Source organism: Paraburkholderia sp. RL18-085-BIA-A, assembly GCF_046027075.1.
Lineage (GTDB): Bacteria > Pseudomonadota > Gammaproteobacteria > Burkholderiales > Burkholderiaceae > Paraburkholderia.
Genome location: NZ_JARESU010000006.1, coordinates 173,206 through 193,005, shown reverse-complemented (window position 1 = coordinate 193,005; position 19,800 = coordinate 173,206). Strand labels below are relative to the sequence as shown.

The window sequence follows — 19,800 nt, the reverse complement described above, 5'->3', positions numbered from 1 at the left end:
TGTCTGCTTAGGGCCGTCGTTGTTATAAATTGGGACGACCCTCAGGGGCTTCCCGCCGACACGATAACCGCTGGTGCTTCAGGCAGCCGGCGGCCGGGAGCACCTACAGGTCTACTTGAGGAGACGATGCACAGCGCAGAAATCGCTCAGCTACCGAAGAAGATATTGCATTGCGGGTCCAACCTGCACTTCTCTGCGGCGCGCCTGCCGCTTTGTGTGTTTGTGGCGGGCACTCCACCATACGACTGCGAGTTCATGTCAGAGGACGCGGCCGGCGTAGCGGGGTTCTGCTGCTGCTGGGCCTGCGGCGCCGGCATCGTGTCCTGGGCGTTTGCGAGACCCGGCATGACCAGCAATCCGCCAGCAGCAAGCACGACCATCAACCGTGATTTCATGATTCACTCCTTGTAACCATCTTCTGTATTCCCCGAGGGTTTGCGCTATTCGCACACCTTTCCGCCAGATTCGCGCCCCTGGGAGGGCGACGACTACGGGCAGGTGCGGGCACTATTGGGTAGCTGATGCTGATGCGCAGTGCGCCGAGCCGAGGTACGGAGCGCAGTTCATCGGGGCGCGAAATCGCGATATCGACGGGGCTTGTGAACTCGCCGACGCGTCTCGCCCCTGCAGGTTTGTTATAGGGGGTGGGGCTGACAAACCGCCTGCTACACCAGGTGTAATGCGCAAATACCTTTGCACTGCCCCGGCCCGCACGACGGCGGGATAACCGAGCCGGAACCGATATGTAACTGGTTACCGGCTACCTGCGGCTGAAAGGTGCCTCAAAAATGGCGCCACATTTATATGATGTATCGAGGCCTCTGCTGTCGCCGGAACGAAGTTCCGGTAGTTGGCTTTTGAGTGCTGGTTTTTCTCTGCAGTACTGATGGAACGTGGCGCCCCCTTGCCCGTCCGCCCTAGTCACCGAACTCAAACCAGGGAGCCCGGAATGCCACTTGCTGCGGGTCGGCTCCCGGCAACTTTTAAGGAGAAGACGATGGCAGGCGACAACTCATATAAGCCCGGCGAAATTGTGAAGGTTTCGGGAATTTACTCGGTCGTTCATGACGATGGGAAGAACACGTTCGAGGTAACCTGCGTTGACGGCGAGCACTTTCCCCCGACGCGTAGCGGCAAGGGCGCGCACTTCGAACTGAAGTATGCGGCGACACACTCAAGCTATCGGGACGGGCGGCTCGCACGGGGTTGCGGGCTGGTTACCGTGCGTCAGCGCCCGGGCACAGCAAAGGGCGTGCTTTTTGTTACCCGTGGAAGACGAGACAGATAACGTCAATGTCATCATCTGGCCACGCCTCTTTGAGAAACAACGGAAGGAAGCGCTGGGTACGGCTCTGCTTGCCGTGTATGGGACATGGCAGTGCCAAGGCGAGGTTCGCCACCTAGTTGCCCAGCACCTTGTCGACATGTCGCATCTGCTTGGTGGTCTGACAACCGCAAGTCGGAATTTCTGTTGAGATGCAACGTCGCTGACCCGCCTGATGTGGACGTCCAGTGGCACGGAGCCCTGCAGTTTGAATTCGGCCTTGACGCCGGCGGTGTCTTGGCGATCACGCAGTTGATCCGCCACTCGGTCGGCAGTGACTACTGCTGACCTTGGTGTACGTCTTGCCTACCGCCTCCATCGCGCCGATCGCATACTTCGTCCAGCGTTGACTCGATGTTCCGCGTGTCTCCCAAGACTCGGGGCCCGCCGCATCTTCGGCAATACCGGCGTGGACCGAGTCCGCGCGAGAAAGAGACTCCGTCGTAATGGAGCTACCGGTACGCCGTTGCCGGAGTTGCGAAAGACGCTTGTCGATATCGGTGGTCATCAGTTCCTCTTCGTCCAGGTCATCGTGCCGAAGGTCATACGACCACGGCCAGTGAAATACTCGCCGGTTGCGGACTTAAGATCCTTGGCGACCGTCATGACGGAGCATCCGGTGTGGGCTTTCAATTCTGCGGCCTCCGGCTGGGGGTCGTTCCGGTAGTGATATAACAGCGCGACGCCGTCAACGCTGTCGTGAGCGAGTGCGGCGGAGATGCTGTTCGACCCGGAGGTTTTGGTGGTCAAGCGGATCCGGAGCTTGTCCCAGGACTGGACAATCTGCACTTCGGCAAGCCAGTCGAACTTGGTCGTTCCATCCGGAGCGAGCGTTTTGCCCAAGCAATCCCAGGTGCCCGACAGGTCGGGGACCTTCAGCCATATGTCGACGCCGTACCATTTCCAAGCCCACTTGCTCAGCACCCAGTACAGGGCGCCGAAGACGGTGCCGGCCCCAGCCAGCGACAGCAAGGTCGGAGGAACGTTGACGTTCCACCCCAGCTTCTTGGCAAGATCTACAAAGTGCAAGATAGAGAAGACCAAAGCGCGCGAAATCGCGCTCGCGGCAAAGCTTAGGAGCCGGCCGCCAGCCATTCGCAGGGCCGTGCTAAGTCCGCTGACTGAGCTCGCTATGTTGATGGTCCAGCCAGATAGCAGCCACTCGAACGATTTCTGTTGGTTTTGCATCGACCATGATCGGCGATGGTATGAACCGGGTGTAGTTCAATTGTTTCGCGGAGACTGCGCTGTCAATTACTGGGAGCGATTATTACGGCCGCTGTAAGCAGCCTTCTCACAGACTCGTCTCTCCAAGTTACTGAGATATTTTTTCCAGCTCAATACCCTTCGTACGCGGCCCCATCAACCCGATTGCCAGCATTACGATCAGCATCGCCCCAGCGATAAAGACGAAAACACCAGTGGTGCCAAACTGCTTCAAGACAGAGGCAATCAGAAAAGCTGTGAAGATCGCCGAAAAACGGCTCCATGAATAAACGAACCCTACCGCGCGCGCGCGAATGCTGGTTGGAAAGAGTTCGGTCTGGTAGGCATGGAAGCTGTAGGAAATGATATTGCCGGCAAGCGTCAGACACACCCCGAGGCTCACCAGCAGCACCGCGCCCGATGCCTGGCTGAACCACAGCCCGCAGACAATATTCACGGCAGCCATCACCACAATCACAGTCTTGCGCTCGAAGCGGTCGCCGATGAAAAGCCCAATAACCGGACCTACTGGCGCAGCCAAGGCGATCACACTCGAGTACATCAGGCTCGTCGTAATCGTGATGCCCTGCTTGATGAGCAGTGTCGGTACCCAGTTCGCAAATCCGTAGAAGCCCACCGTCTGGAAGATGTTGAAGAGGGTCATCATCACCGTGCGGCTGCGGTACGGCGGCACCCACATATCGCGGAAGCTGCCGCGCGGCGCAACCGGCACCGGCGGCGCGGGCGGCGGCAGCTCGCGGCCGTATTCGCTGCGCACTTTCGCTTCAAGTTCGGTCATCACGCGATCCGCATCTGCCAGACGTCCCTGCTGTGCGAGCCAACGCGGGCTTTCCGGCAATGCTCGACGAATCCACCAGACAAAGACTGCACCGTGCGCGCCGATCAACACGACCCAGCGCCAGCCGTCCAGGCCGAGGAATGTACGCGGCACGAGCAGGTAAGACAAAAATGCCACCACCGGCACTGCCGTAAATCCGACTGCCTGCTCGCACGCAAACGCGCGTCCGCGAATATCCTTGGGCACCAGTTCGGAGATGTATGTGCCGATCGTCACCAGTTCCACGCCGATGCCAACTCCTGCAACGAAGCGCCAGAAATTCAGACCGGTAGCTGATTGCTGAAACGCCATAATGACGTTTGCTGCGACGTACCAAAGCAACGAATAGGTAAAGACTGAGCGCCGTCCGAACCTGTCAGCGAGGAATCCGCACGCGATGGTGCCAACGAACAAGCCTGCAAACAATGCAGCAATAAAGCTCGCGATTCCGGTGGTACCGAAAAGGCCGTGAGTCGTGGCTGTCAGGAGGCCACTCTTAACCAACCCCGGCGCCACGTAACCGGTGTAGAGCAGGTCGTAGAGTTCAAAGAAAAATCCCAGACTCAAGAGGATAACTAACTTCCAAATGGTCCGGGTAGGCGGCAATCTATCTAACCGTGCCGAAATTGCACCTGCATCGACGATGCAGGTGCTTGGATCTAAATTTGTTGTGCTCATAAATGATCAGCTTCCAGATAGTCGGATGTCCGACGCTATTCACGGCTTGTGAACTGCTATTGAGCTTGGGAAATCACTGCCGCTCTTCTTAGACTTTCATTTAGAAGTGCGGTGCAGCATAGCATCGAATTTCACACTATGAAATCACAAAGCTTGAATTCCCCGAAACAACGAGGGGTTAAAAATTCTGTTTTTTCCCCCGACGTGGCCGACAGCAAAGGTAGAGGGTCCAGTATTAACCCCCCTAATTCCACACGCACAGGCAACGAAGCGCCAGAAGTTAAGACCGGTGGCAGTTTCCTGAAAGGCCATCACGACGTTGGCCGCCGTGTACCCCAGCAGCGAATAGGTGAACACGGCGCGGCGTCCGAAGCGATCCGCCAGGAAGCCGCACGCGATCGTGCCGATAAAGAGCCCGCTGAACAACGCGGCGATGAAGCTCACCACGCCGGTCGAGCCGAACAGACCGTGTGTGGTCGCGGTCAGCAGCCCGCTTTTGACGAGGCCCGGCGCGACATAACCGGAATACAGCAGGTCATAGAGTTCGAAGAAGAAGCCGAGGCTCAGCAGCACCACCAGCTTCCAGATGGAGCGCGTGGCGGGCAGCCGGTCGAGGCGTGCCGAAATGCTGCCGGCGTCGAGTGAGGCGGTGTTGGCCGCGCCGGCTGCCGAATTGGCTGTCGTGGCCGGGTACGCCGCGTCGCGGCCGCCGCGCGCGACGGAGCCCGCGTGATCTGGGGATGCCATGTTGTCTGTCTCCTGTGTCGACCGGAGTTAGCGCTTTAGCGCTTACTCCGGTCCCATGCAACCCGTATGTCGACCGGAGTTAGCGCTTTAGCGCTTACTCCAGCCCCATGCAAGCCACTTGCTCGTAATGCCGGCGAAAACTGAGCCTCGCCGAGGCCGGTCGGGTGCCGGCCTTTGGTACTTTCGCGCGACGCACGCACCACCATGCCGGCCCCCAGGGTCCGGCCAGCATTCTAGCCGCGAGCGCGCTTCAATTGTTCGAAGGTGGTGATTTTTCCGACCAGCGCGCTCGCCGCCACCGTGTACGGACTCGCGAGCCAGACATTGCCCGGCCCCGAACGGCCCGGGAAATTACGGTTGATCGCACTGATCGTCACGTCGCTCGCGTCGGCGGATTGACCAGGCCCGCAATTCGCGCACGACCCGCAGCCCGGCATCACGAGCGTCACGCCCGCACGCTCGAACACCGGCAAATAGCCTTGTTCCTCGCAATACGCGCGCACCGCCATGGTCCCGAATTGCAGGTAAAGACGTGTGCCGTCGGCCACACGCATGCCCTGCCCGACGCCCCAGCGCAGCACCTCGTGATAGAAATCGAAGTCCTCGCGCTTGCCCGCCGTGCACGAGCCGCCGTACGCGATATTGATCGCCACGTCTTCTTCCAGTTGCGGTGCCGGCACGCCGTTGCCGGGGTCGCCCGGACGCGCGAGCATCGGTTCGATCGCGCCGGCGTCGATACGGATCGTGTCGTGATAGGCGGCTCCCGGGTCGCTTTTCATCCAGCTTTCCAGCGTGAAATCGACGCCGCGCCGCTCCTTCAGAAACGCCACCGTGCGCTCGTCCGGCTCCACGATGCCGGTGAAGCCGCCCAGCTCCGCGACCATGTTGGTCAAGGTCGCGCGCTCGTCGATCGACATCGCGCGCACCGCCGCGCCGCCGTATTCGAACACGAGGCCGATCGCGCCGCCCGAGCGGATCGCGTCCATGTGCAGCAGATGCAACACCACGTCCTTCGCGGTCACGCCGTCGCGCAAGCTGCCGTCGATCTCGATGCGTAGCGTCTGCGGCACCTTGCAACGCACGTAGCCCGTCACCCAGCTATTGGCGATGTCGGTCGCACCCGCGCCGAACGCGAGGCAGCCGAGCGCGCCCGAATGCGGCGTATGCGAATCGGTGCCGCACGCGACCTCGCCCGGCAACACATACTGCTCGGCCATCAGCGCGTGACAGATGCCTTCGGAACCCGGCATCGTGTCGAGCGCGCCGTGCGAGCGCACCGGGTAGTCGCGCGAGAACGACGCGTGACCTTCCATCAGATTCGCGACGCCCGGCAACAGGCCGTCGCGCGCGTGCGGAATGCTCTGCGGCGCCAGCACCAGGTGATCCTGAAACGCGATGATGTGATCCGGCGCGTGCAACGGCGCGGGCTTGCCGAACGCGCGATGCATCAGATGCGCGCACATGCCGGTGAAGTAATCGTGGCTGAAGCGCCAGTCGGCGGCGATGAACACGCCATCGCCGCGCTGCGCGTGCGCGATGCCGGGGTGCAAGTGGCGCTCGATGATCTTCTCGACCAGCGTCCTGGGCTCGGCGGCTTGCGCGTCATTGTCTGCACGATCGCGCACACGCGGCGCGGGCCAGTCCGCGAAGCGGCTGTACGCCAGCAACCCGCCGCTGCGAATGATCTGCTGCGTGAGCGCGTCGCGGCCTTTGAGAAACTCGTCGATCGGCACCGCTTCGCCTGCGATCAGACGATCGAGCACGGAGAAATCGGTGGTCGTGAGAATGCCGATGTTGTCGCAGTTCTGCTGATAGATCCGCTCGAAGCTCTCCGCGACGATCAGCCGGATGCCCGCCGACAGTTCCGCGAGCGGACTCGATTCACGCGACGAGCCCTTGCCGTAGCGCTTGCCCGCCACCGTCACCTGGAAGCCGCCGTCCTTCACCGCATTGCGGCCGATCGGCATGCGCTCGCCCGTCTTGAAGCCGACATACGGATACTGGCCGAGGCGCTCGTCATAGGTGAGCATCACGGTGACCGGCGTGATCTCGTCGGTGGACACGTTATCGCGCAGCGGGCCCGCCGTGGCGCGCGTGAAATTACTGCCGGCGAGTTGCGCGTCGATCACTGCGGGGTCTTGGGACAGGTACAGCACGCGGCCGTCCAGACGAATCGTGTCGCTCATCAATGCATCCTCCTTCGCGCTTACTATACGGCGCGCAAGGCCGATGCCGAAGTGCCGGTGCGGCAACGCTGCCGTCTCGTTTGGCGAATGCCCGGGAGCCTAGGGGATGCGATGAGTTGCGATGCGCCGCCTCGCGGGTGCGCGCTACGGCTGATTGCCGAGAAACCCGACCAACGCCGCCGCGCTCGCGCTCAACTGCTCACGCGCCTTGAAGATCATGATGAGGCGGCGCACGGCCCATGCATCGGTCAACGACAGCAGCCGCACGTCGAGCGCATTCACGTACAGCAGCCCGACCTGCTCGGGCACGATCGCGATGCCGAGCCCGGCGTGCACCATCCGGCACAGCGCGTCGAGACTGCTGACGCGCATCCTCACGTCGAGCTGCCGCCCCGCACTACCCGCCTCCTGCTCGAGCAGACGCGTGAGCGCGCTCTCGCTGCGCAGTCCGACGAAGCGGTCTTCGAGCAACTCGCCGAACGCCACACGCGGCGCGCCGGCGAGCCGGTGGCCGCCCGGCACCAACACCGCGAGCCGGTCCTGCCGGTACGGCACCTGCTCGAACGCTTCGCTGCCGGCGACCGGATTGCAGATGCCGAAGTCCGCGCCGTGCTCGTCGACGATACGCAGCACGTCGGCGCTGTTCTCCTCTTCCAGTTCGATCGACACCTCGGGGAACGCTCGCCCGAACGCGGCCACGTCTTCCGGCAGAAACTGCACGATCGACGACAGATTCGCGACCACCAGCACGCGTCCTTTCGCGCCCGACGAAAAGCGCGACAACTCCGCGCTCATCTGCTCGATGTTGCCGATGATCGCCAGCGCGTAGCGCAACACGGTCTCGCCGACCGGCGTCACGGTGATGCCGCGCGACTGGCGCTGGATCACCGGCAAGCCGATCATCGCCTCGATCTCGGCGATGCGCCGGCTCACGGCGGACGACGCGATGAACTCGCGCTCGGCCGCCCGCGCGATGTTGCGCTCCTGGCAGACGGCGACGAACAGGCGCAGCGAAGTGAGGTCGAGTTTCTTGAGAAGGTTTTCCATGATGTCGGTCGGCGCTCGGTTACCCGATTGTGACGCGGGTTGCGGAATTCGCCAAAGCCGGCGGCGGGGGCTGGCGAACGAGATGCCGCCCATGCGGCTCATGTCACTCGTCCCACATCAAGCAACGCAGACGATGGCGGCCCGCAATCGCTCGCGTCCTGACGCGTCGATTTTCGCCGTCACGCAGGTTCAGCGTGACGGCGTTGCGACCAACTTACAGCGCGTCATGGAAAATGACACCCACCGTATACCGCCGTCCCGAGCGCAACCGGCTCACGCCGTGCCGCAGCTTCACGCGATATGGGCCTCGCGTTCCCTCTACCGGCCGGCTGTTCACCGTGAACACCACCGCATCACCCTTCGTGAGCGGCACCACCTCGGCGCGCGACTGCATCCGCGGACGCTGCTCCGTCATGACGAACTCGCCGCCGGTAAAATCCCGCCCCGGCTCCGACAGCAAAATGGCGACCTGAAGCGGAAACACATGTTCGCCGTAGAGATCCTGGTGCAGGCAGTTGTAATCGCCCTCGCCGTATTGCAGGATCAGCGGGGTCGGACGGACCTGTCCGGCGTCATGGCAACGCTCGATGAAATCCGCGTGCTTCGGCGGATAACGCACATCGATGCCCATCACGTCGTTCCACCGGTTCGCCACCGGCACCAGATGCGGATACATGGCCGTGCGCAATCGGCCAATCATGTCGGGCAACGGATAGTCGAAGTACTTGTATTCGCCGCGCCCAAAGCCGTGACGCGCCATGACGACCCGGCTTCGAAACAGATCGTCGCGTGAATAGAGCGCTGCCAGCGCGTCGCATTCGGGCAGCGTCACGAGTTGCGGCACGGCGGCGCATCCGTACAGGTCGAGATCCTGTTCGATGCCCGGCCAGTCCAACGCGTCGATGCGTTGCGCGATCGTCCCGGGCATCGTGGCGACGGGGGTCTTCGCTATAGATGAACTCATACTTGCGTGGCGGCTGCACTCGCAGCCGGCTCCTGGAATGTGGTTGGATGGAACCAGTGTACGGGCGCGGTGCAAACAAAACACTCCGGCTCTTGCGGTCCAATTCAGTGGTCCTTGCACCCAATCAGCAAGAAACATGCGATCCTGCAGGAGTTGCCGATTCAGGCTACGCTGTCGGCCTCTGCTGCGCCCGCCTCATGCGGGTCGCGCAACGTGTCATTCCCGTAAGGACAGCAATGAAACAAGCGCTCACCATTGATTTTGTCTCCGATATCGCGTGCCCGTGGTGCGCTGTCGGCCTCTCTTCGCTGCAACTCGCGCTAGCGCGTCTTGCAGACAGCGTCGACGCCCGGATCACCGTGCATCCGTTCGAGCTGAACCCGCAGATGGGTCCGGACGGCGAGGCCATTGTCGACTATCTCGGCAAGAAGTACGGCCGCACGCCGGCGCAAATCGCGGAGACGCAGGCCATGATCCGCGAGCGCGGCGCGAGCGTCGGTTTCGACTTCGGCCCGCGCACGCGGGTCTACAACACGTTCGATGCGCACCGCCTGCTGCATTGGGCCGGCATCAAAAACATGCAGTTGCCGCTCAAGCTCGCCCTGCTGCGGGCTTATCATTCCGAGGGCAAAGACCCGAGCAATCACGATGTGCTGATCGAAGCCGCGCAATCCGTGGGACTCGACGCCGCCGAAGCACGTGACGTACTAACGAGCGGCGCGTATGCCGACGAGGTGCGCGCGGAAGAACACAACAATCAGGAAATGGGCATCCAGTCCGTGCCCGCCATCATCTTCAACCGTCGATATCTCGTGACCGGCGGGCAACCGGTGGAGCAATTCGTCAAGGTTATCGAGCAGGTTCTAAGCGAGCAATAGCGTGTCACGGCGGTGGTTTTGCGTATGCCATCGGCGACCGGGCTGCGGACACGTTTGCGTCCGCCGCGCCGGCCGCAGGCCGACGCGGCTGGTCGAGGAAACTCTATCAATGGAGGCAACGCATGGCAGTAATTGTCGACTACCCGACCGTTCTGTTTATCTCGCTTCTCGTGCTTCTGGTCGCCGCAATGGCCATTGGCGCATTTATTCTCCGACACCGAGCGCCACTGCCCGAAGAAGAACGCGACGATTTCAGCGTGGTGCAAACATCGACGTTGACATTGCTCGCTCTGCTGATCGGCTTCAGTCTTTCGATGGCGGTCAACCGCTACGACCAGCGCAAAAGTCTCGAGGAAAGCGAAGCCAACGCTATCGGCACCCAATATGCGCGAGCCGATCTGACGGACGCTCCCATCAGTGCGCAGATGAAGGCAGCTTTGGTCCGCTATACGCAATTGAGACTGGCCGACTATTACACGCGCAATCCCGATGAGCTTACGCGCATCGGCCGCGAGACGGCACAAGTGCAAGCCGAGCTTTGGCGGCTGGCGACTCAGGTGGCGAAAGACAAACCGACACCCATCGCCGCCCTCGTCACAAGCGGGATGAACGATGTACTCAATTCTCAGGACTACTCCGAGGCCGCGCGCATCAACCGCATTCCGATCGGAGCCTGGGTACTGATGATCGTGATCGCCCTGCTCGGCTGCACCGTGCAGGGTTACGGCGCCAAGGGAAGACTGCGCCGAGGCTTGTTCGTCCTTCCAGTGACGGTCTCGCTCTCGCTCGCCCTCATAGCGGACATTGATAGTCCACGCGGCGGGATCATCCACATTCAGCCGCAGAATCTGGCGAGGCTTCTGCAATCGCTCGGGCATCCCACTGGGACCTGACGCTCATCGCAAGCCACCGCGCAGCGCGTTCGCGGTGGTGTCGTGGGCAGCCCGCGCCGGCCAACCGGGCCGCGGCTTCGCGGTGGCGGCTCGTCCATTCCGCGCCGTCTGCGACAAACAACGGCCACTCGGCAAAACCGCGAAGCCCCCGTTGATGCCGCCATCGCGGCATATAATCACAGCGGCGATCGAATACGCTTCTCGAGGCGGCATCGTGTTTCGTTGCCTCGCCCTCGCTGGCACCACGCAGCTTGAACGGCAAACGCCGGAAACCCGGCAAAGGAGGAACAGTGAAGACAAACGGCGCGAGAAGAATGATCGGCGCGATGGCCGCCGTGGCCATTGCGATTTGCGCAACCTACGCTGATGCGCAGACCGCCGGTGGCATGCAGAACGATGCGCCTACGCAAAGCCCGCCAATGAAGGCGGCGTCGCCGTCGTCGTCGCCGTCATCATCGTCATCGTCGCGAGCGAGATCCGACAGCCAGATTCTTCGCGACGTTCGCCGTGCGTTCACACGTACAACGGGGCTGAATTCGTCGGCTATTCATGTGCAGGTGCGCCACGGCGTCGTGACGTTGACCGGCCGCGTGCCCCAGCGCTCGCAGATCCAGCGGGCTGGCAACGCCGCAAGGTCGGTTCGAGGAGTCAGGTCGGTATCGAACAGGCTGACGGTGCAGACGAGGAGCAGCAGCGGCGCTTGATCCCCAGCACGCCGCCACCGATTCGATTCATGACCCGGCGGCATCGCTTCACGAGGAGCGTTGCCGCCTGGCATATTCGAAATCCGCAAATTGTTTTCCGCGTTTTCCGGCCGGCGCCTTCCCTGCCGACGCCGCCTCCTTAGCTTAGTTCAGCAAGCAGGCGACACGTTACCGCCACATGCGATAGCTCATCACCGGCGCCCGGTATGCATACACGCGCGGCGCACCCCAATAAACCGGTGGCCGATACATCTGATAGGCGACCGGCGGCGCAACGGGCTGGACCACGGTTTCCACTACGGGCATCTCTTCGTACTGCTGCTGTGCATAGACCGGGACATACTGGACGGGCGGCGGTGCGTATTCCTGCCGCACATAGACCGGCTGACTTTCGGCATAGATCGGCTGCGGCTGCGCTTGTGCATACTCGGGCATCTGCTGATACTGCATCGGCATAGCCGGCGCGTATTGCGGCTCCTGATAAGCCTGCCGATATTGGACCTGCTGCGGCGGCGGTTGCGGCACCTGACGCGGCTGCGCTACCGGGCGCTGCGCGTACTGGCGAGGTTGCGGCGGGATGGTTGTGTACTTCGAGTTGTCGTCTTCGGGGACCCCGGCTGGCAACGGCGGCACATCCACCCGCGCAACCTGCGTATTCGTGGGGTGCCGCTGGCCGTGGTTATGCGAGTCGATCATCGCGTCGTAACCCGCCTGATCTTCCTTGCCGCGATTGATATAGCCATTGCGATACGCGCGGGCCACGTCCGACATCTTCGCCTTCGGGTCTTCGTTCATGCCGTCGGCATTGACCTGATACTCGTCCGGACTGAGCGACCCAGTCGGCGCTTCGTCCGCGGCATACGCGGCTTCGGGGCCGTCGGCCCATGCGAAGCCACACTGCAGCGTGAGCATCGACGCGACCGTCGTCACCCCGCACCCTAACAGCGCTTTTATTCTCATGATCCACCTCGCGGCCGATTAAGATTTTTGAAAGCCTAAGATCGCTTGCTCGCTGGCCCCGTGCGGCTTTTGGTTGTGCCCCGTGCAATTGTTATTTTCTAGCACATTCTTTTGAAGTGGGCATAATTTTTCTGTGGATATGCGAGGTGCGGCGCATTGTCCGGTTGGAAGTATGCGGCGTGAGTGGCGTGGAATCGTTGGGGGCGGCTGTTAGTCGTTGGCTTGAGTCATCGGGTTGCAAGTTCGTACATGTGGTCGAGTCGTGGCGGCAACTGGGCTGGTGCGCCGAGCATCTGCTTTTGGGAATCGACGTCTGGATGCGAGACGGCTTTCCTGCGTCGTCGGGCGACAGCCTCGTTTTCCCCAAGTGCCACGTAGGCATTTTCGTGCAGATCAGCTCGAAGCGCACCCATTCGCAAGCACGGGGTACGGCCGCCAACATCCGTACCCCGCTTCGAGACGGCTCAGGCCTGCGCATCGACTTGAACCGCTCGAACCACTCGGATTGCTCAAGCCACTCACGCCACCCGAGCAACCCACCGCGGCCGCAGCAGCACGGTCAATGCCCCGCTATCGTGACCGAACCGGTCAACGCGTTCGGGTCTCGTGAGGACGCTCCAGCGATCAACTGATACGCACCGTTGTTAAGCTTCCACGCGTGCCTGGTGGCATCCCATGTGGAAAGCAGCTTCGGCGCAATCGATACGCTGACTTGCTGAGACTGCCCCGGCTGCAGCGCGACCTTTTCCCAACCGACGAGGCGTTTGGGCGGCTCGCCCAAACCGCTCGGCAGCGCGGCATAGACTTCGGCGATTTCCGAGCCGACACGCGAGCCGGTATTCTTGACGGTGAAGGTCACAGTCACATTGCCGCTGGCATCCGCATGCGTATCGAGTCCCGAGTAGCTATAGCTCGTGTAGGACAAGCCGTACCCGAACGGGAACAACGGTGCGATCTGCTTGCCGTCGTACCAGCGATAGCCCATCAGGAGCCCTTCGCTGTAGGTGACGGTGGTGTCGGTTGCCGAGATCGTCTGTTGCGGAAGGTCGGAGTCCTGTACCGGGAACGTGATCGGCAATTTGCCGGACGGGTTCACGTCACCGAACAGCAGATCGGCAATCGCCTGTCCGCCCTGAACGCCCGGATACCACGATTCGAGCACACCGTGCACATTGCCGAGCCATGGCATCAGGACCAGGCTGCCGTTTTCGAGCACGACGATCACGCGTTTGGCTTGCGCCGCCACAGCCGAAATCAGCGCGTTCTGATCGTAGGTCTGGTTAAAGCTGTCGGTCGTGTTGCTCGGCAGGCTCAGGCTCGGCAGGTCCGCACCCTCGGTTTCCCATTGCGTTGCAAAGACGATCGCCACGTCCGCCTTGGCGGCGGCGGTTGCCGCAGCCGCCGGGTTCGTGCCGTCGACGAACGTCACGGTCGCGTTGGGGGCCTTGGCTTTGATCGCGGCCAGGGGGGCCGACTTGTACCACGTCGCGCAAGTGCTCAGCAGAGGGGACGCCGATACGCAACCTGATACCGCATTGCCCGCGGCGGCCGGCACGGCGCCCGAACCGCCGCCCGAGAGTACGCCGGCGTCGGCATGACCGCCGATCACGACAATCGACGAAAGTCCCGCTGCGTTCAGCGGCAGCACGGGTTGCGCATCGCCGCTTGCCACGGCGTTCTTGAGCAGCACCGCCGATTGCTGCGCGACCTGCAGCGCAAGCGCATTGCCTGCGTTCTGATCGACGGTTCCGCCGGTTGTCGGCGGCGAATCGAACACACCCCACCGGATCATCGTGCGAAGTTTGCGCTGAACCATCTCGTTGAGCCGTGACATGGGCACACTGCCCGCCTTGACGGCGTCCGCGAGCTTCGTGTCGAAGTATGACGTGAGCGTAAAGCCGGGAATCGACGCTCCGCCGCTCAAATCACCGGGCTCTTCTTCATCCAGACCGGCCAGCGCCGAAGCGACCGTGCTATGGGTTGCGGTCCAGTCGGACTGGACCACGCCCTTGAACCCCCACTCGTTCTTGAGGACCGTGGTCAACAGATAGGGGTTTTCGCACGCATACACGCCGTTCACGAGGTTGTACGAGCACATCACGTTGCCGGGCAAACCTTGGGTGACGCCTAGCTCGAACGCCAGCAGTTCAGTCTCGCGCATCGTGCGTTCGTCGACAACCGAGTTGCTGGTCATCCGGTTCGTTTCCTGATCGTTCATCGCGTAGTGCTTGATGGTCGCGATGACCTTTTGCGCCTGCGTGCCGATCGTGCGCGCGGCGCTCATCGTGCCGGTCAGTACCGGGTCCTCGCCCATATACTCGAAGGTGCGGCCGTTGCGCGGCTCGCGCGCAAGATTGACACCGCCGCCCAGGCCTTCTCCATAACCCAGTACTCGCAACTCGGTTGCGATGCGCGCGCCGTACGCATTGGCCAGAGTGGGGTCCCAGCTTGCGGCGAGCGCCACCGGCGCGGGCAGTGCCGTCGCATTCGAGTTGGCGACATTGACGCCGCCGGCCGAGTCGGCCATCGCAAGGCCCGGAATGCCGAGTCGCGCAATGCCGGGGATATAGCCGGCCCCGGCGACGCCGGCCGGGTACGGGCCACCGAGTCCCGCGTTGGGTATGCCCACGCCGTGAACGAGCTGAACCTTTTCGGTAGTCGTCATCTGCGCGACGAGGGCGGCGGCACGCGAATCGGCGCTCGCATCGGGATCGGCCGGCGCGGGGCTGGAACTGATTTCGCTGCCGTTGCCGCAGGCGGCGACTACCAGCGCGACGCCGCATGCGATCGCGGTTCCGGCAAAGGGAATCGTCAGCTTCCTTCTCATCATCTCGCTCCGTTTGATCGTTGTTTGTAATGTGATTCGTATTGGCTGGCGTTATCCCGCGAGTATGCAAACGGGATGACCTGCCGACAGCGGCGTGAGGCGCTCGCTTCCGGCCGAACCCGAGTGCCACGGTCGATGGTCCGATGGCGACGCAGCACGTCGCGCCGGCGTATCGAAGCCGGTCGTTGCGCGAACACCGTTTGGCCGTAGTGATGACCCTGATACCGACGCGCTACCGACGCGTGATGTGTCCTGTTACGCTTCGCGGTGACCGTAACGCGCCGTAAGAAATTCTAGGGATGCGCCGAAAACGCGCTTGACCGACGGGTGCAAGGATTGACCGATACAGAGTCAGGAAAACCCGCGGACAGGATTCAATCAGAGGAGGCAATGTGAATCTGCGCCAGAAATCCGTATCAGGTCGTATCTATCGGCTGATGCTCGACGCAGCGGAACGCCAGGGCTTCGATCGAGCAAAAATAACGCGCGATATCGGCATCGACGAGGCGGATATCGCCGCATCGGATGCGCGAGTCTCCGGCGACAAGCACGTCGTGATGCTCAAGCTTGCGGAAACCTGCATGTCGCGCGGCAGCCCGCCTGAGGGCGATGTGTTGCACTGTCTGCTTTCTTTTCCGGAGCTGGCGGGCGTCGTCTGCAATAGCCCCACGCTGCGCGATGCATTGCGTAACTATGTCGAGTACCGTGACCTGATCGGCAATGTCGATTGGCTCGTCATGCAGGAGCAAGGCGATGAAGTCGAATTCGAGTATGTGCTGGAGGGCGAAGGCCGCAATGCGTCGAGCGCGCTGGGCAATTTCGCGTTGATCGCGAGCGTCGCGAGGCTTTACGATGCGCGGCTGCGCGTGCGTGACGCAGGCATCACCGATGCACGGATGAGTGCGGTCCCGGTGTTAAGCGACGCTTTGAGCGTGAGGGTGCAACTCGACCAGGCGCGCAATCGGATGGTGTTGCAGTCATCCGCATTGGATCGCGCGTTCGAAGTCTACAATGCGCCGCTCTCTAAGATCCACGTGCATGCCGCGCATGACATGCTGCAACGCATTCGCGAGCAGGGACGGTTTTCGCCCACGGTCGAACGTTGTCTGCGCGATGTGCTTCGCGAACAGGTGGATGCGATCGAGCCGAAAAGCCTCCAGGCGCTCGTCTGCGAACGGCTCGCGCTCACGCGCTGGACCTTGCAACGGAAGCTGGCGGCCGAACGCAAAACGTTCAGCGAAGTGCTGACGCAAACGCGTATCGACGAAGCGAGGACATTGCTCGCCCACACGCCGATGTCGATCAGCGAGATCAGCGAACGTGTCGGGTTCGCGTCGACGACGGCGTTCACGCGATTTTTTACCCGCGCGTGCGGCGCGCCGCCTGCGCGTTATCGGGGGCGGCAACGTGGCGCCACGCGGCCGATGGCACGAATTGATGGAGCCAGCGATGGCAGCTGCACAGGCGGAGACGGCTGAGTCTGATACGAGTCGCGGACGACCGGAAACCAGGGCACCGGCCGATGCGAATTTCACAGGCCTGCGCTACTTGCCGCTCGTGGCCTCCAGCACTTTCATCACTTCCGCTGCCGTGTGTTCCGAATGTTCGCGCAGCAACCGGGAGAGGCATGCCCCATCGCGCCTGGACAGTGCGTCCAATATCTCACTGTGTTCGCCGAGAGACTCGCTCCAGCGCAGCACATCTGCATTGGCCGCACCTCTCGCGCGGTGGATTTTGCTCATCAACGAAGCGTACAGATCGGATAGCACGGAATTGCCGGCAACATCGACGATCTGCTGATGAACTTTCTGGTTGGCGCGATAGTAGGCGGTACGCTTGCCCTCGCGGTGATAAGTCTCCATGGTGCGATGGCGCTCCAGCAGCACCTTCATCTGCTTGTCGTCAATACGCTGCGCAGCAAGCCGTCCAGCAGTTTCCTCCAGTCCATGCAGCACTTCGAAGATGGCGGCTATCTCATCCTTGCTGATAGGTGCGACCTGAAAACCCATGTGCTGCCTATGGGTCACGTGACCTTCGGTCACCAGCGTCTTGAGCGCCTCGCGTAAAGGCGTTCTGGAGATGTCGAACTGTTCGCACAGCCCTTTCTCGTCGATATGTACGCCGGGAGTCAATTCACCCTCGAGAATCATCTCGCGCAATCGCTCCGCAATCGCGGCGTACATGCCCGTGCCGCGCAGGCTGATGCGCTTGCGTGTCTCAGCCGGTAATGACTTCATGTCCATGTCGCCCCTGTTTTCGTGTTGCTGTTCCTGATTCGCTTAATTGTCTTACAGGTTGGCCCGACGATCCACAAAATTAAATATGTATAATTTTCAAGTACTTGCGACGCTTGTAATTCATAATTAGACATCATATACTGCTCTGGCGCATGCAGCGCACCGGACCGGGAGTGGTCCCGGCTACAAAACTGAACCCCAATGCCATGTTCAGGCATAACGGAGGAGACACAGATGCGACTCGTAGATGCAGCCGTGCAGGCCGAAGTCAGGACCGGCGTACGCTGGAAAATCTTTCTGATCATGCTGATGCTGATTTCGATCAACTATGTGGACCGGGCCTCGCTGTCCGTGGCTATGCCGCTAATCGCAAAGGAGTTCCATATTGCCCCTGCAATGCAGGGACTGATTCTCAGCTCGTTCTTCTGGACCTACGCGTTCATGCAGATCCCGGGCGGCATGCTGGCTGACCGCTTCAAGCCGCGCATCGTAATCGCGTGCGCTACTTTGTTCTGGGGCTTCTTTCAGGGCATTGCTGCCGTCTGCTCAACAGCGACCGGGCTGATTCTCACCCGACTGGGCCTGGGGGTTGCCGAAGCACCGATCTACCCGGCCGGCGGCAAGCTCAACGCAATGTGGATGACGCGCCACGAACGTGGCCGCGGGGCGACTCTGCTTGACGGTGGCGCCCCGTTGGGGGCGGCATTCGGTGCGATCATCATCTCCGGGCTGATCAGCGAGTTCGGATCCTGGCGCACCTCCTTCGTGGTGGCCGGTGTGGGCACCATGCTTGCCGGCCTGTTTGCCTGGTACTACATCCGAAACAACCCGAGCGAACATCCGGCAGTCAATCAGGCCGAAGCAGACTATCTCGAAGCGGCCCTGGAGGAAGAACACCGCAGCGAGCCGGTTCATGCCACCGGACGTAGCCTTGATTTTTTCCGGTACCGCTCGGTGTGGGGTATGTTCTTCGGCTGGATGTGCTTCAACTCGGTGTTCTACGGCTTGCTCACCTGGATGCCGAACTATCTGAACAAGGTACACGGCTTCAATATCCAGCAGATGGGCGGAGCCAGTTTCGCGATCTTCTTCAGCGGCTTCGTTGGTGAACTTGTCGGCGGATGGATCGCCGATAAGTGGAAGGCGGCCGGCGGTTCGCCCAACCGCGTGATGCGAACGCTTTTCGCTATCGCCGCCATCGCGGCCACGGCGTCGATCTTCTCGGTGGCTTATGTCGGGAATCCGGTGACGGTCGTGGTGCTGCTTGCATCCACGTTGTTCTTCCTGCGCTGGTGCGGTCTCTATTGGTGCCTGCCGTCCATCCTCGGTACGCGCAACAAGATCGGCTTTCTCGGCGGGCTGATGAACCTGGGCGGCAATATCGGCGGAATCCTCGTTCCGATCATTGTTGGCCTGATCGTGCAGACCACCGGCTCTTACTTTCTGGCCTTGATGTTTTTCGCTGCTGCAGGCGTAGGACTCTTCGTCTGTTCGACGCTCATCGACTACGAACGCAAGCTGCCGGTCTGAGCCGAGCTTTTTTCGCCAACCACCACTGACTACTGACTTCATCATGAGCAAACGCGTCCTGATCGGCATGCTTACTCCCTCGTCGAACACCGCGCTCGAACCGATTACGAGCGCGATGGTGGCCCAGCTGCCCGGTGTCAGCGTCCATTTCTCGCGCTTCACGGTCACCGAGATCTCTCTGTCCGAGTCGGCGCTCGGCCAGTTCGACACAACCCACATCATTCAGGCCGCCCGGCTGCTGGCCGACGCGAAGGTCGATGTGATCGCATGGAATGGCACTTCATCGGGCTGGCTCGGTTTCGAGACTGACCGCCGCCTGTGCCGCGAGATCGAGGAAGCGACCGGCATCCCCGCAACCACGTCGGTGCTGGCACTGAACGAGATCCTGGACAAGGCCGGCGTGAAAAAATTCGGTCTGGTCAGTCCATACCTCAAGGAAGTTCAGCAGAGGATCGTCGCGAATTACCGCGACAACGGCATCGACTGCTCTTCCGAAAACCACCTCGGCCTGAAGGTGAACTTCCAGTTTGCCGAAGTAACCGAAGATACGCTGCGCGGGCAGATCCGTGAGGTCGCGATGCACGGCCCGGAGGCGATCGTTACCTTTTGTACCAACCTGCGCGCCGCGCATCTTGCCTCAGAGGTAGAGCAGCACCACGGCATCCCGCTCTACGACACCATTTCCGCCGTGGTGTGGAAGTCGCTGAAACTCGTCGGCTACGATACGACCCGGCTCGCGGGCTGGGGTCGGCTGTTTTCCGAAGTCGCGTGAGGAGCCTGC

Annotated in this window: 15 protein-coding genes and 2 pseudogenes; 7 read left to right on the top strand and 10 right to left on the bottom strand. The window is 61.6% G+C overall.

The features are described 5' to 3' along the window. Positions 1 to 146: 146 nt before the first annotated feature. Positions 147 to 395 carry a hypothetical protein gene (locus P0D89_RS06605; RefSeq protein ID WP_408355560.1) on the bottom strand — a complete coding sequence of 83 codons (249 nt, stop codon included), beginning with the start codon at positions 393 to 395 and terminating at the stop codon, positions 147 to 149. A gap of 767 nt (positions 396 to 1,162) precedes the next feature. On the opposite strand from P0D89_RS06605, the pseudogene P0D89_RS06600 reads away from it, so the two are divergent. Continuing rightward, positions 1,163 to 1,475 (top strand): annotated as a pseudogene (locus tag P0D89_RS06600) (OB-fold nucleic acid binding domain-containing protein); the annotation flags it as partial. A 356-nt stretch (positions 1,476 to 1,831) separates the two neighbouring features. Here P0D89_RS06600 and P0D89_RS06595 read toward each other — a convergent pair. The 6 genes and pseudogenes from P0D89_RS06595 to P0D89_RS06570 all read right to left on the bottom strand — a co-directional run bounded on the left by P0D89_RS06595 (position 1,832) and on the right by P0D89_RS06570 (position 8,990). Continuing rightward, positions 1,832 to 2,512 carry a Cap15 family cyclic dinucleotide receptor domain-containing protein gene (locus tag P0D89_RS06595; RefSeq protein WP_408355562.1) on the bottom strand — a complete coding sequence of 227 codons (681 nt, stop codon included), beginning with the start codon at positions 2,510 to 2,512 and terminating at the stop codon, positions 1,832 to 1,834. 127 nt (positions 2,513 to 2,639) lie between these two features. After that, positions 2,640 to 4,046: an MFS transporter gene (locus P0D89_RS06590; RefSeq protein WP_408355564.1), complete on the bottom strand. Its 1,407-nt coding sequence runs from the start codon at positions 4,044 to 4,046 to the stop codon at positions 2,640 to 2,642. Positions 4,047 to 4,274: 228 nt separating this feature from the next. Then, positions 4,275 to 4,793: pseudogene (locus P0D89_RS06585) on the bottom strand (MFS transporter); the annotation flags it as partial. 233 nt (positions 4,794 to 5,026) lie between these two features. Further along, a complete protein-coding gene (locus P0D89_RS06580; RefSeq protein WP_408355566.1) occupies positions 5,027 to 6,979 on the bottom strand; it encodes an aconitase family protein in 1,953 nt (650 codons plus the stop codon). Positions 6,980 to 7,123: 144 nt separating this feature from the next. Beyond that, a complete protein-coding gene (locus P0D89_RS06575; RefSeq protein ID WP_408355568.1) occupies positions 7,124 to 8,026 on the bottom strand; it encodes a LysR family transcriptional regulator in 903 nt (300 codons plus the stop codon). 214 nt (positions 8,027 to 8,240) lie between these two features. Continuing rightward, positions 8,241 to 8,990 carry a 2OG-Fe(II) oxygenase gene (locus P0D89_RS06570; RefSeq protein WP_408355570.1) on the bottom strand — a complete coding sequence of 250 codons (750 nt, stop codon included), beginning with the start codon at positions 8,988 to 8,990 and terminating at the stop codon, positions 8,241 to 8,243. A 236-nt stretch (positions 8,991 to 9,226) separates the two neighbouring features. On the opposite strand from P0D89_RS06570, the gene P0D89_RS06565 reads away from it, so the two are divergent. The 3 genes from P0D89_RS06565 to P0D89_RS06555 all read left to right on the top strand — a co-directional run bounded on the left by P0D89_RS06565 (position 9,227) and on the right by P0D89_RS06555 (position 11,465). Next, positions 9,227 to 9,868 (top strand): DsbA family oxidoreductase, encoded by a 642-nt coding sequence (locus P0D89_RS06565; RefSeq protein ID WP_408355572.1) that lies wholly within the window; start codon positions 9,227 to 9,229, stop codon positions 9,866 to 9,868. Between the two features lie 122 nt (positions 9,869 to 9,990). After that, a complete protein-coding gene (locus tag P0D89_RS06560; protein ID WP_408355574.1) occupies positions 9,991 to 10,761 on the top strand; it encodes a bestrophin-like domain in 771 nt (256 codons plus the stop codon). A gap of 314 nt (positions 10,762 to 11,075) precedes the next feature. After that, positions 11,076 to 11,465: a BON domain-containing protein gene (locus P0D89_RS06555; protein WP_408376229.1), complete on the top strand. Its 390-nt coding sequence runs from the start codon at positions 11,076 to 11,078 to the stop codon at positions 11,463 to 11,465. A 168-nt stretch (positions 11,466 to 11,633) separates the two neighbouring features. Here the strand turns inward: P0D89_RS06555 and P0D89_RS06550 are convergent, their stop codons facing one another. Both P0D89_RS06550 and P0D89_RS06545 read right to left on the bottom strand, forming a co-directional pair. Continuing rightward, positions 11,634 to 12,425: a hypothetical protein gene (locus tag P0D89_RS06550; protein WP_408355576.1), complete on the bottom strand. Its 792-nt coding sequence runs from the start codon at positions 12,423 to 12,425 to the stop codon at positions 11,634 to 11,636. A 559-nt stretch (positions 12,426 to 12,984) separates the two neighbouring features. Beyond that, complete coding sequence (locus P0D89_RS06545; protein ID WP_408376228.1) at positions 12,985 to 15,252, bottom strand: beta-glucosidase family protein; 2,268 nt, start codon at positions 15,250 to 15,252, stop codon at positions 12,985 to 12,987. A gap of 392 nt (positions 15,253 to 15,644) precedes the next feature. Here P0D89_RS06545 and P0D89_RS06540 point away from each other — a divergent pair, with 392 nt between their 5' ends. Next, positions 15,645 to 16,730: an AraC family transcriptional regulator gene (locus P0D89_RS06540; RefSeq protein ID WP_408355580.1), complete on the top strand. Its 1,086-nt coding sequence runs from the start codon at positions 15,645 to 15,647 to the stop codon at positions 16,728 to 16,730. A 66-nt stretch (positions 16,731 to 16,796) separates the two neighbouring features. Here P0D89_RS06540 and P0D89_RS06535 read toward each other — a convergent pair whose 3' ends face one another. Continuing rightward, positions 16,797 to 17,495, bottom strand: a complete 699-nt coding sequence (locus P0D89_RS06535; protein ID WP_408355582.1) for a GntR family transcriptional regulator — start codon at positions 17,493 to 17,495, stop codon at positions 16,797 to 16,799. A 228-nt stretch (positions 17,496 to 17,723) separates the two neighbouring features. On the opposite strand from P0D89_RS06535, the gene P0D89_RS06530 reads away from it, so the two are divergent. Together P0D89_RS06530 and P0D89_RS06525 are read left to right on the top strand one after the other, a co-directional pair. Then, complete coding sequence (locus P0D89_RS06530; protein ID WP_408355584.1) at positions 17,724 to 19,019, top strand: MFS transporter; 1,296 nt, start codon at positions 17,724 to 17,726, stop codon at positions 19,017 to 19,019. A 43-nt stretch (positions 19,020 to 19,062) separates the two neighbouring features. Beyond that, entirely contained in the window at positions 19,063 to 19,791 is a 729-nt protein-coding gene (locus P0D89_RS06525; RefSeq protein ID WP_408355586.1) for a maleate cis-trans isomerase family protein, read from the top strand. Positions 19,792 to 19,800 lie beyond the last annotated feature (9 nt).

Coding starts and splice junctions, on each gene's coding strand:
- P0D89_RS06545 (WP_408376228.1), bottom strand. CDS start 15,252: ATGAGAAGGAAGCTGACGATTCCCTTTGCCGGAACCGCGATCGCATGC.
- P0D89_RS06590 (WP_408355564.1), bottom strand. CDS start 4,046: ATGAGCACAACAAATTTAGATCCAAGCACCTGCATCGTCGATGCAGGT.
- P0D89_RS06565 (WP_408355572.1), top strand. CDS start 9,227: ATGAAACAAGCGCTCACCATTGATTTTGTCTCCGATATCGCGTGCCCG.
- P0D89_RS06530 (WP_408355584.1), top strand. CDS start 17,724: ATGCGACTCGTAGATGCAGCCGTGCAGGCCGAAGTCAGGACCGGCGTA.
- P0D89_RS06525 (WP_408355586.1), top strand. CDS start 19,063: ATGAGCAAACGCGTCCTGATCGGCATGCTTACTCCCTCGTCGAACACC.
- P0D89_RS06560 (WP_408355574.1), top strand. CDS start 9,991: ATGGCAGTAATTGTCGACTACCCGACCGTTCTGTTTATCTCGCTTCTC.
- P0D89_RS06575 (WP_408355568.1), bottom strand. CDS start 8,026: ATGGAAAACCTTCTCAAGAAACTCGACCTCACTTCGCTGCGCCTGTTC.
- P0D89_RS06535 (WP_408355582.1), bottom strand. CDS start 17,495: ATGGACATGAAGTCATTACCGGCTGAGACACGCAAGCGCATCAGCCTG.
- P0D89_RS06580 (WP_408355566.1), bottom strand. CDS start 6,979: ATGAGCGACACGATTCGTCTGGACGGCCGCGTGCTGTACCTGTCCCAA.
- P0D89_RS06550 (WP_408355576.1), bottom strand. CDS start 12,425: ATGAGAATAAAAGCGCTGTTAGGGTGCGGGGTGACGACGGTCGCGTCG.
- P0D89_RS06595 (WP_408355562.1), bottom strand. CDS start 2,512: ATGCAAAACCAACAGAAATCGTTCGAGTGGCTGCTATCTGGCTGGACC.
- P0D89_RS06605 (WP_408355560.1), bottom strand. CDS start 395: ATGAAATCACGGTTGATGGTCGTGCTTGCTGCTGGCGGATTGCTGGTC.
- P0D89_RS06570 (WP_408355570.1), bottom strand. CDS start 8,990: ATGAGTTCATCTATAGCGAAGACCCCCGTCGCCACGATGCCCGGGACG.
- P0D89_RS06555 (WP_408376229.1), top strand. CDS start 11,076: ATGATCGGCGCGATGGCCGCCGTGGCCATTGCGATTTGCGCAACCTAC.